The sequence below is a fragment of the Acinetobacter sp. 228 genome, from assembly GCF_048147885.1.
This window is the reverse complement of record NZ_JAYWYV010000010.1, coordinates 35529-48434: the sequence shown is the minus strand read 5'-3', so window position 1 is coordinate 48434 and position 12906 is coordinate 35529. Positions and strand designations below refer to the sequence as shown.

7 protein-coding genes are annotated in these 12906 nt (G+C 44.8%); 1 reads left to right on the top strand and 6 read right to left on the bottom strand.

Annotation, left to right across the window (positions count from 1 at the left end):
- Positions 1–13 precede the first annotated feature (13 nt).
- From VXQ92_RS09365 to VXQ92_RS09340, 6 genes are read right to left on the bottom strand one after another with little or no spacing between them, the layout of a single operon-like run.
- Positions 14–1750 carry an ABC transporter ATP-binding protein gene (locus tag VXQ92_RS09365; RefSeq protein ID WP_064096999.1) on the bottom strand — a complete coding sequence of 579 codons (1737 nt, stop codon included), beginning with the start codon at positions 1748–1750 and terminating at the stop codon, positions 14–16.
- 10 nt (positions 1751–1760) lie between these two features.
- Positions 1761–2912 carry an ABC transporter permease gene (locus tag VXQ92_RS09360; RefSeq protein ID WP_416681200.1) on the bottom strand — a complete coding sequence of 384 codons (1152 nt, stop codon included), beginning with the start codon at positions 2910–2912 and terminating at the stop codon, positions 1761–1763.
- Between the two features lie 7 nt (positions 2913–2919).
- Entirely contained in the window at positions 2920–3858 is a 939-nt protein-coding gene (locus tag VXQ92_RS09355; protein ID WP_004279216.1) for an ABC transporter permease, read from the bottom strand.
- A gap of 12 nt (positions 3859–3870) precedes the next feature.
- Positions 3871–5877: a M3 family metallopeptidase gene (locus VXQ92_RS09350; protein ID WP_064097001.1), complete on the bottom strand. Its 2007-nt coding sequence runs from the start codon at positions 5875–5877 to the stop codon at positions 3871–3873.
- 20 nt (positions 5878–5897) lie between these two features.
- On the bottom strand, positions 5898–7700 hold the full coding sequence (locus tag VXQ92_RS09345; RefSeq protein ID WP_416681199.1) for an ABC transporter substrate-binding protein: 1803 nt from the start codon (positions 7698–7700) through the stop codon (positions 5898–5900).
- Between the two features lie 22 nt (positions 7701–7722).
- On the bottom strand, positions 7723–9480 hold the full coding sequence (locus VXQ92_RS09340) for an ABC transporter substrate-binding protein (RefSeq protein ID WP_416681198.1): 1758 nt from the start codon (positions 9478–9480) through the stop codon (positions 7723–7725).
- Positions 9481–10220: 740 nt separating this feature from the next.
- Here VXQ92_RS09340 and VXQ92_RS09335 point away from each other — a divergent pair.
- Entirely contained in the window at positions 10221–12887 is a 2667-nt protein-coding gene (locus tag VXQ92_RS09335; RefSeq protein ID WP_064097004.1) for a TonB-dependent receptor, read from the top strand.
- Positions 12888–12906: the final 19 nt, after the last annotated feature.

Below are 12906 nucleotides of genomic sequence, written 5' to 3'. Positions count from 1 at the left end.
TATGTCTTATGCATCAGGCACTTTGTGGAATCCCTTGCGGGATAGCACCGAGTAAACGCTTGGTATATTCATGCTGTGGTGATTGATACAGTTCATCTGAATTGGCGATTTCTACCAGCTCCCCATGATTCATCACCATGATCTGATCAGAAATATATTTCACCACCGACAAATCATGCGAAATAAAGATATAGCTCAGACCAAATTCATCCTGTAAGTCTTGCAGTAAATTCAGCACCTGCGCCTGTACTGATACATCCAGCGCCGAGACCGATTCATCACAGATTAAAATCTCAGGTTTTAAAGTCAGACAACGTGCAATTGCAATCCGCTGGCGTTGACCCCCGGAAAACTCATGCGGATAACGATAAAAAGCCTGTGCAGGCAAGCTGACCCGCTCCAACAGGTCTAAAGCCATTTGTTTGCGTTCGGCATCATCCTGACCAATCTTGTGAATCTGCATCGGTTCCATCAGGATTTGTCCAACAGTAAAACGTGGATTCAGCGAAGCATAGGGATTCTGGAAAATGATCTGGATTTTACGTTGATACTGGGTAAACTCCTGTTCCGACATGTCCAGAATGTCCCGACCCTGAAACAGTGCCTTACCACCCGTAGCCTGTTGCAGACGCATCAGCAATAAACCGATGGTAGTTTTACCTGAACCGGATTCCCCGACCAGCCCCAAGGTCTTGCCTTTGGCCAACTGGAAAGAAACCCCTTTTACTGCCTGAAATTCATCTTTGCCAAACAGTCCTTTACGACTATAAAAAGATTTTTTCAGATCCCGTACATCCAGAATAATTTCCTCTCCGCCCTTTAGTCCACGTGAACGTTGTGGGAGCTGAGTATTCAGACGGATATCTTCCAGCCAGGTTGAACCATCCTGTTTCATAAAATCGCTGATCATCGGCAAACGTAACGGACGTTGCGACAATTGTGGACGGCAGTGTAACAAGGCTTTGGTATACATGTCCTGAGGCCGGTCCAGCACCTCCCGAACCGGACCCTGTTCACGGATTTCCCCATGGCGCATCACAATCACCTGATCGGCAATTTCACCAACCAATGCCAGATCATGGGTAATAAACAGCATCGACATCTGGCGACGCTGACGCAGCGATTCCAGCAAGTCCAGAATCTGCTTTTGAATAGTCACATCCAGAGCTGTGGTCGGTTCATCTGCAATCAACAGTTTAGGTTCACAGGCAATGGCCATGGCAATCATGACCCGTTGCTGCTGTCCACCGGAAAGCTGCCCCGGATAGGCATCAATTTTAGTTTCTGGCGCAGGGATCCCCACTTCTTTGAGGAGCTCCAGGGTACGTTGCCGCGCCTGTTTTTTATTCATGCCCAAATGTAGTTGCAGGATTTCTGCAATCTGCATGCCTACCGTAAATACCGGATTTAGCGAAGACATGGGCTCCTGAAAAATCATGGCAATGTCTTTGCCACACATTTGGCGCATTTCACGGGTTTTAAGCTTGAGCAGGTTTTTCCCTTCAAAGATGATCTGGCTATCTTCTGAAATACGGGCGCTTTCTGCCGGAAGCAGGCCCATAGTAGCGAGGGAAGTAACCGACTTGCCACTCCCCGACTCACCTACCAGTGCAACCGTGGTATTGGCCGGAATCTCGAAAGAAACCCCTTTTACGGTCTCAATATATTCTTTATTTTCACCTTTAAAACTGACTCGCAGATTTTCTACGCGAAGTAACGCAGGTACTGTGCTTGGATTGATTTCAGACATCGTTGCGCTCCTATTTCAGTTTTGGATCTAATGCATCACGGAGTGCATCGGTAAACATCGAGAAAGCAGTCACCAATACCGCCATGGCGATTGAGGCTGCCGCCAGTTGCCACCATTTACCCAAAATCAGCTCACTTTGCGCTTCATTTAGCATACTGCCCCATGACACGACCCCGATAGGCACACCGAAACCAAGGAAGCTCAAAATGACTTCAGACTTGATAAATGCCACCACCAGAATAGACATCTGTACCAGGGCAATATGGCTGACATTGGGAAAAATGTGGACAAACATACGACGCATATTACTCACGCCAATCGCCTTGGCAGCCAGTACATATTCACGTGCCGTATGTTTCATGTATTCGGCACGAACCAAACGGAAAACCCCGGTCCAGCCAGTCAGACCTAAAATCAGGATGATTGATAAAATACCTTTCTGCTGTAACACTGCGGCAATCGCCAAAACTAGCAACAGATAGGGAATCGAAGTAAAGATATTATAAAACCAGTTTAGGACATCATCGACCCAACCACCAAAGTAACCTGCTATTGCACCCAGTGCAGTCCCAATCAGTACAGCGACAAAGGCTGCAATCAGTCCAACCAGAATCGAGGTTTCAGCCCCCTTAATGGTTTTCTGTAAAACATCCTGCCCCCATTTATCGGCGCCGAAGACCAGACTTTGCTTGAGTTCCCCACTTTCATCCATCAGCTGGCCGCCGAGCTCCTGATTAATGGCCTTCATGTCTTCTGCCAGCGGATCGACCACTCCATAATAATCGATGCCTGCACCAGCACCCTGCTCAGCAGCAATTTCAGCATTCAATTCAGCAATGACATCTTTTAAGGGATCAACTGGATTGACCGGTAGAGGCACAGATTCTGCGCTCTGCTCTGTATCAGATGCAACCGGAACTGGCGCTGCACTGATAAAACTCGGCGGTGCATAGCTGACCGCCACTTCTTTATTCCAGTCTTTAGCAATCAGGCCGCTCATTGACAGCACCAGCAGCAGCAGATAAAACAGCACCACATACAGGGAAAACATGGCAATCCGGTCACGTTTCAAACGGCGCATGGCCAGTTGCCATAATCCTGTTGAAGCCGATTCAGGTGCTGCTTCAGCCGCTTGTTCTTTTTTAAATATCGCACTCAGCATAATTCACCTACTTCAACTGTACACGTGGATCGACCCATTTATAGATCAGATCGGCAATCAGGTTGAATATCATGGTCGCAGCAGCGACATAGACCGTAATGGCTTTAATCACAGGAAAATCGGAACGTTCTACCGCAATAATAACTTCACGGCCAATTCCCGGAATACCAAAAAAACGCTCAATCAGGAAAGCACCGATCAGCAGTGCCGGAAGTCCTGCCATCACATCGGTAATAATCGGAATGGAGGCATTGCGCAGGACATGCACGCCCATGATACGGTTTTCACCTAGGCCTTTGGCACGCGCAGTACGTACATAGTCCTGATTGACTTCATCCAGTACAAAACTACGGTATAGACGTAAAGTCGGTGCAATACTGACCACCAACATAATCAGCACAGGTAGCAAGGCATATTTGAAAAGATTATCGGCGAAATTATCGCTCCAGCCCTGTACCGGGAACCAGCTCAATTCATAAGCCAGGAAATACTGGAACACGATGATGTATACCAGAATACTGATCGACATACCGATCGTACACAGCATCATGATCATGCGATCTGTCAAAGAACCACGAACCGAAGCCACACCCAAAGCCAGAATGATAGAAATAATGGTTTGCAGAATGGTCAGTGGAATCAGAATGGTCAGTGACGGCCCCAAACGGGTGGTGATAATCTGTGCTACCGACTCCCCGGTACTCCAGCTCACCCCATAATCAAAGGTTAAAATCTGCTTGATAAATATCCACAGTTGTACGTAATACGGTTGATCCACACCCAGTTGCTGACGGATGTTCTCAATCTGTTCCGCATTGGCCATTTTACCGGCCAGAATATAGGCAGGGTCTCCACCTACCCAGTTAAACAGCAGGAATATCAGCAAAATCACCCCGAGCATGGTCGGGATCATTTGCCAAAGCCGTCGAATAATATATGCCAGCATCGCTTGCCTTCCTTAATTTTTTCCAGAGATTTCATTAAAGAAAGCTTTGCTGTCCGGATCACGACCCAAGAAGTCTTTCACCATTTGCTCGCCATGCTTTTGACCACCTTGAGCCAGAACCGTATTGCGATAATGCGCACCGACTTTCTTGTCCATCAGCTGATCGCCAAAGGATGAAAGCATATCCAGGGCAATGACCTCAGACCACATATAGCTGTAGTAACCTGCCTGATAGCCGCCCATCAGATGCCCGAATTGTCCCGGGAACTGCTGACCGTTGACATAACCCAAGGCGGTTTTACCTTCCATATCCTGCCAGAGTTTTAAAGGCTCAATGTTTTTTGCATCTTTACCATGCAGGGCCATATCATATTGGGCATATAAAGCCTGACGGGCATAATGCAGGCCTCGGCCGTAATTCTTCACATTCTTTAAGCGCTCGGTCATGGCAGCATCCACGCGAGGACATGCCGGCTCACAGTAATCCGCTACTTTTGACAAGGTTTCCAGACGGCGTGCCCACTCTTCATACATCTGTGATGGCGCTTCAACAAAGTCACGCTCTACCGAGGTACCAGACTGTTCCGTATAACGGGTTTTCGATAGAATCCCGTGCAAGGCATGCCCCATTTCATGCACAAAGGTTTCCAGTTCGTTGCTATTCAAGCCCTTACGGTTAAAATTGGTTACCAGTACCGATACCGGACGACGCTGATTCAGGGTACTGCCGCCATAAGCTCCCCAGACAGCTGCATGCCCATATTTGCCTTCACGCGGGTATTTATCGACATATAATCCGCCCAGGAATTCGCCCGTAGCCTTGTCATGTACCGCATAATATTCCACTTCATCATGCCAAGCCTTGACTTTCACCGGCTTGAACTCAATGCCATAGAGTTCCGAAGAAATAGCGAATAACCATTTTTGCGATGCTTCTGTCGGGAAATAATCCCGTAATTTTTCCTGGTCTACCTTGTATTTGGCCTGACGCAGTTTTTCACTCCAGTAACCCTGATTCCAACGTGTAATTTCTGCTTTCTCTACTGGAACTTTTAAAGTTTCAGCCTTGAACTGACGTAATTGTTCTACATCCTGCTTTTCTAGAGGTGCAACTTTGGCATAAACCTCATCCAGAAAACCGTTCACTGCTTCAGGAGTTTTGGCCATGCGGAATTCAAGCGCAGAATGGGCATAGCTTTCCTTGTCAAAAAGTTGTGCCATTTCATAACGTAGATCAATGGCCTTTTTCATGAATTGCAGGTTTTGTTCGGTCCCGCGACGCGTGTAAGCGGTCTGGTAGCGTTTGCGTGCTTCATCACTTTCTGCCAGCTCCATAAAAGGCTGGTATTCCGGATAATCAAAGCCCAGCAAATAATTGCCCTTTTCATTTTTCTTTAAATTTGCGATGTAACTTTCTGGCAGGCCTTTCATTTCAGCTGGAGTAAATTCAACTTTTTCAGGGTTATCCCGCACATTTTTGGAAAAGTCCTGCCCCAGTTTAGTACTTTCTTCAATAATTTCTTTCAGTCGTTTCTGTTTTTCTGCACTGAGTTGTACCCCGGTGTTCTCAAACTGCTCCAGAATATCTTCTAAAAATTTCTGATCAATCGGATCACTGGCTTTCAGTTTCTTGAACTGGGCATACAGTTTCGGATTCTGATACAGGGTGGTCTGGTATTTGCTGATTTTAAGTTCACAGTCATCGGCTGCCTGACGCAATGCAGGATCCGGATCGACATTACTATATAGTCCTACTGCAGCACCGAAATCACGGGCTTTGGCATGCAACTCATCCCATTCGGCCAGATAAGGCCCTGCCTTGGCATTATCTTTAATTTTTTTATTTTCAAATATCTGGATATCTTTTTGCATGGAAGCCAGACTGGCATCACATAAAGATGGAATTTCTGCAGCCTTGAATAATGGCAGCAGCTGTACTTGGGTATCTGCCGCTACACCTTGATACCCCCCCATTATCATTAAACATAAGGTACTTAATTTTAAAGGCTTTAACTTCATATTCATCTCCAGATTTTTTCTTACTTTTTCGTATTAATATCGATATACATCCATTCTGAAGACAGAATCGGATGGGACTTATGTCCGATAATTTGGGGTTGGGTCAAGGCGTTACGGTAGCTGCTATAGAGCATCAGGGTCGGCATGTTGACTTCCAGAATCCGGGTCATTTTGCGGTAGAGCAGATCACGCTCAGGGCCTGGCGGCATGCTCTGGGTTTGCTCGTAAAGACGGTCAAATTCAGGATGCTTGAAACAGGCATTGTTGGTGACATTGACATTCTTGCCATAGAACAACTGCATAAAATTGTCGGCATCCGGATAGTCAGCAATCCATGCAGAACTCTTGAACATGGTTTTACATTGCTTTTCCAGCTTGATACTTTCAGCAAATGGCATGGCCTTACTGGTCATTTGAATATGAATACTGTCCAGGGTCTTTTTCCAGAATTCACCCTGCTGCTGGCCCCGACTGGTATTGTAAACAATCATTTCAATTACCAGAGGTTTCCCTTCAGGCGTCTTCCGCCAACCATCTGCACCGATCTTGTAATTATAGCGATCGAGCAACATATTGGCTGCCTTGACCGAATATGGCGTACTGCTTTTATAGGACGGTGAATAGCCTTCTACACCTGGGGGAATAGGCATGTGCAGTTTTGCACCATCTCCTTTGAGTAAAATACTGATCATGTTTTCAACTGAGAATGCCATTGCCATGGCACGACGTAAGGCAATTTTTTCTGGCGCGAAACCACCCACGACCGGATTTTGCATATTCCAGTAATGGTAACTAATGGAGGGCTCTAAAATACGTGACAGCTTTACCCCCTGCTGGGCCAGCTCAGGCTTTAATTTATCGCCATCGAGGGCCTGAACGACGATATCGCCCTCAATTTCGAGCAGGTCCAGTTCATTTTTCTTAAATGCCAGCATCCGTGATTGCGCTTCTTCAATAACACGCACATCAATGGTGCCAATTTGCGGCATTTTTTTGCCCTGCATGGCTTTGACAATGGCCTGATCTTCGCTGCTACTGGCTTTAAAGTCCCAGACAAAACCGCGATAAGCTGGATTTGGCTTTAAGATTATCCGTGAACCCGGAGTCCAGTGACTCAGTACATAAGGACCTGTCCCCACAGGCCTGTTCATGACCCAACCCGCTTTGTCTTTATATCGTTCAATTACTTCACGCGCCACTGCGGCGGCTGGGCCATGGGCCAGCAACATCGGAAAGTTCTGATCCGGATTATTCAGCTTTAATACCAAGGTATAGCGGTCTGGGATCTGAATCCCTTCAAACGGATTTTCATAGGCTTTGCCATTCTTTTTGGTCAGGGCCATCCATGCGTCCAGCCCTTTAATTCGGCCATCCAGCAACCAGCTGTTCGGTGAATGCAGCTTTGGATCCAGTAGACGTTTCAAGCTATAAGCATAGTCATAAGCGGTCAGTTCACGTTTTTTTCCCGCAAAGACCGGATCATCGGCAAAGTAAATACCCTTTTTGATTTTGATGGTATAAGTCAGGCCATCCGCACTCACTTGAGGCAGACTGACTGCAGTCAATGGCACTAATTTTGCCGGTGAGGCCAGATAATCATAGGTATATAAGGTTTCGAAAATCGCCGAGTTAATCTTGGCCGAATAACGGTCATGGATATAGCCCGGATCAAAACCGGTTTCAGCTGCCAGAAATACTGTTTTTAAAACCTTATTCGGGTTGGCAGGATTGCTGGCCCATGTCGATGCACTCCCTGCCATCATCAAACCGGCCACTAACACCCCACTGGCCAGTTTTTTTAAAGTATTTTTATTCACATTCATACTGGTTCTTAATCTTCTCAAGTTATTTTTTAACAGGTTCAATATCCATATATTGCCAAACTGCTCTGGTCACCGGATGGGCTTTAAAGCCCTGTACATGCGGATGAATCAACCAGTTACGTATCCGGGTATTGTGCAGAATCCATGGATTATCGGCCTCCATCTGACGGTTCATCTGCTCATAATATGGCGTCCGCTGCTGCGGCGGCAGTTTCATCGCGGTCTGGTACAACGCGTCATAGGCTTTTGAGGTATAGCAACTCAGGTTGCCTTGCTGCGCATTTGGCCCATACAGTAACTGGGCAAAGTTTTCCCCTTCCGGATAGTCCGCAATCCAGGCTCCCCCCCACATCATATGTTTACATTGGGTGGCTTCTTTTAAATTGTCAGCAAAATTACTGACCTTGAATTCAATTCGCACTCCGATCGCATCCAGATTCTTTTTCCATAACTCTGCAGAAATCACCGAAGAGCTTGAGCTGGTTGAATTCATTTTTAGTATCAAAGGCTTGCCATCGGGCAAGGTGCGGTAACCATCAGCACCTTTCTTATAACCAAAGCGGTCAAGCAGTTTATTGGCCAGTAATGGGTTATAAGCAATACTGCTTTTATACTTCGGGTCATGTCCACCCACTCCCTCTGGAAAAATCATTTCAGCTTTATCGGCATGACCTTTGTACAACTGCTGGATAGCTTCTTTCTGGTTATAGGACAAGGCGAGAGCACGACGTAAGGCAATTTTTTCCAGTGAATTTCCACCAATTAACGGATCACGCATATTCATGATGGTATAGGTAATTTCCGGTTCTTTATTCGGATAATGCAGGATGCCTTTTTTCTTGTATTCGCTTTTCAGCTGCTTATTTTCCAGTGCCTGTTCAGCGCCGCTCGCAGTGAGTTTGTCATAGTCCAGTTGTCCAGACTTTAAAGCCAGCCAGCGAGACTGTTCCTCTTCAATAATACTGATTTTGATCTTGCCAATTTGCGGCATCTGCTTGCCTTGCATGGCTTTGACAATACGTTGATCCCATTCAGAACCATCACCCTTAAAGTTCCAGACAAAACCACGATAATTCGGGTTGGCGGTCAGTTCAATACGGCTACGCGGCACATATTTGTGTAATTGATACGCCCCTGTTCCAACCGGATGCTGACCTGCCCGATGACCATAGTGTTCGATCGCTTCCCGTGCGGTACCACTAAAAGCCACATAAGCCAGAATATATGGAAAATTCAGATCGGAACGGGTCAGGGTAATTTGTAAAGTATATTTATCTAGTGCTTTTAAACCGGGAATAGCTGCATCGTAGTTGAACTTGCCAGTTTTTTTAGCCTGCTGGATGACCTGATCTGCCCCAAGTATTTTTCCCTCGATAAAAGAAAAAGAAGGAGAATGATTTTTGGGATCCATGATCCTTTGCATGGAGTAGATATAATCACGCGCCACCAGTTCACGCTTCTTGCCCTGAAATGCCGGATCTGGGCTGAAGTAGATTCCCGGCTTGACTTTAAAGGTATAGACTTTCCCATCCTTCTCAACCTTGGGTAAAGATTCAGCGGTATTTGGTACCAGAATTGCCGGCCGCGCCAGATAGTCATAACGTAACAAAGGTTCAAAAATAGCCTCGGCAACGCTACCACTATAAAAATTATAAGTTTTGACCATATCAAAACCATCATCAGGTGCTTCGAAAGCCAGGTTTAAAACCTTATCTGGTTGTGCAGGTGATTTTGCTAAGGTTATTTCCCCGGATACCACTGCCAGCGCTAAAACTGTCATCCTTATAATTGCTGATTTCAAATTCATACCTATTTTTGTTTATTTAAGCTATTTAAACGATTAAGTTTTTTTGAAAGCATCTATCTTTTTTTGATTGGCTTCATGTTTTTTTATTTTTCAACACTCAGCCTATCTTATGACTCCAGCGTTTGAAAGCTAATTTCATGCCACTCTAAGTTTTAAGCAGTAATTAAGTTCTTTTTACAGCAAAAAACATATTTTTATTAATTATTTAAAATAATAATGATTTAGAAAATTATTCAGATAAATTCCGAAATATTTATTACATTAATCCTACAATGACTTTCATTATATTGCACAAAAATAATTCACCAGTGAGTCATTTTATAGCACATCTCAACTTTTCAATTTATAACTAAAAAAATAATCCTTTATATTTTAATAACTAAGAGTATGATCAATAATTGATCAATTATGCTCTACAGCCCATTTCATATCTATGTTACAGAATTTTTAAATGTGAACCATTTCACATATTCTTTAAATAACACTTACTGAAAAACAATTAATACTGATTTTCAATATCATTTTTTCTTATATTTTCCAATACAGCCTGTCTGCTTTCCATGACGCACAAGTTCTTTCTTTATAAATCCTTATAAAGTAAACATTTCTCAATATATTCAATATTTTTATAAGAATTACAGCTAAGTTGGCACTTGCTTTGCTTAAAAAGAATACAGCATTATCTTCACACAACAAGAAAGGTGAACTTTACGATGAAAATAAACAAACTAGTCGGATCTATGGGGGCTCCAACAGTTGGCAAAACAATACTTAAGTTAAGTACGCTTACCTTAAGTATGATGTGTTTGTCTTTGGCACATGCAGCCGATGAACCAGAAAACTCCGCTACGCAGCCGACCAAGGTGCAAAAAGTGACAGTAACGGGTTCATCTATTAAAGGGGTAGCTGCACAGAGTGCATCGCCAATTACTGTACTTAAAGTCGAAGATCTGGTGAATCAGGGGGTCACCACTGTTGAGGAAGCACTGAATAGGGTCAGCGCCAATCAGGCCGGTTTTGCTGTATCCCAGAATATTGGTAAAAGTAATACTTCAGGCTCTTCTGCGAACCTTCGTGGTATTGGTACCGATAAGACCCTGATTTTATTAAATGGTCGCCGTCTGGCCAACAGTCCTTTCAGTACATCTGAAGTTAACTTAAATATTATTCCACTCGCTATGGTTGAACGTATTGAGGTGCTACGCGATGGTGCTTCTGCCGTGTATGGTGCAGATGCTATTGCCGGGGTAATCAACTTCATTCTCAAGAAAGAATACCAAGGTTTTGGCATATCTGGTGGACTTCAATTACCTGAACACAAGAATGGGGATGAATATGATGTTTCCATCTTCGGTGGCTATGGTGATCTGGACGAGCAAGGATTCAACGTCTATGGGGTAATCGATTATCGTACGTCCGACATGATCATGGCGAAAGACCGCAAAGTCAGCCGCCGCGGCGGTCTGATTCCTGAACTAGGGATGGCGATCGGTTCGACTGCTGGCTTTCCAGCAAATATTTCAAATCCAGGCGTGGGTATAGTTAACCCTTATATCAACCAGAACTGTAATAATGCTCCAAATACGTTTATCTCTGGCACACGCTGCCTGCTGAATACACAGGCATTAATTGGTATTACTCCGGATGAAGAAGCCTTCTCCGCTTTAGCGAAAGGTACCTTAAAACTTACCGATTCATTAAACGCGGTCGCGGAATATGTTTACACTAAAAGCGAAGTGACCACTTCTATTGCACCTGATGTATGGGGTGGTAGCCTGACTATTCCAGACAGCAGCAAATACTATCCTGGTCAAGGAATCACTCCAGATATTCCCGGCTTGACAGGCACATCCTCAATACTTTATTTACGTTCCCAGGCTGGCAACCGTGTATCTAAATCAGAGAATGAATCCAACCGGATCTTTGCTGGAATCGAAGGTGAAGCCTACGGCTGGGACCTCAACGGTGGTGTAACTTATGCCAAAGGCGAAGCGACTGATAATTTCGTCAGCGGTTACTTAAACCAAAGTAGAGTCCAGGCAGCCCTGAATGACGGTACACTCAACCCGTTTGGCCCTCAAGCACCGGAAGATGCCGGAAAATGGTCTACTTTTGATGTCGCAGGTCCGACAAATCAGGCAACGCTAGATTCAACTACCGTGGATTTCACCCTAAGCCGTCCTATCTATGAATTGCCTGCAGGTGAGGTCGGTTTTGCCGTAGGTGGTAGTTACACTACCCAAGACTGGGAAGCCAAAATAAATTCCGATCTTGTCCGTCAGGTGCCAGGCAGTGGTATAGACCCGGACAAACCAATCAGTAAAGGTGATCGCGATATCACTGCAATATTTACTGAATTTCACATACCAATCGTAGCCGGGTTAGAAGCTCAACTTGCTGCACGTTATGATGACTATAGCGACTTTGGCGATTCTTTCAATCCGAAAGCCTCGCTACGTTGGGAGCCGGTAAAAGAGCTCATGTTCCGTACTTCGTATAGCACAGGTTTCCGTGCACCGAGCTTATGGGAAATAAACTCTCCGCAAAGCGAAACCTATACCAGTTCACCTTTCAATAACCCGCGTTTCTGTAATGCTGATGGCACACCGAACAACCTTCAGTTTGCCGATCAGTGCGGTATGCAGTTTAAACGTAAACAAGGCGGTAACCCGGACTTACAACCTGAAGAGTCAACTTCTTATACTGCCGGTTTTGTCTACGAGCCAATCAAGAACCTGGTTTTCACAGCTGATTACTACAACATTAAAATCGAAGATCTGGTCGGTACAGTCTCTCCAGATATGATTTTTGATGATCTTGATCGCTATGGCAACCTGATTGTTTATGCACCAGATGGCCGTATCCAGTATTTAAATACGACCTTACAAAATATGGGTGGCCTAAAAACTCAAGGGATCGACCTCAGTCTGAACTATTTAAGTCCAATGACCGCGACTGGCCGTTTTGGTTTCGGAATTGATGGGACTTATGTCATCAAAATGGATTACCAAATAGAACCAGGTGGTGAATGGGAAGATTACGTAGGTATTTATGATGATCCGGCAGTCGTTCGCTGGAAACATATTGCCAATGTGAACTGGACTTATGAAAACTGGAGAATGTTGTTAGAGCAACAATATATCCGTGGATATAAAGATTTTTCAGAAACACGTGATGTAGGTGCATGGATGGTTTACAACTTTGCAGGAACATATAAAGGATTCAAGAACCTTGAATTGACTGCAGGGATCAAGAACATGTTTGATAAAGAACCACCTGCGTCTGATGCAACCAACAATGCACAATATGGCTATGACCCTCGTCATGGTGACCCTACAGGCCGTAGCTACTTCTTACGCGGTACTTATAAATTCTTTTAATTAATCACTTTGCAAACAC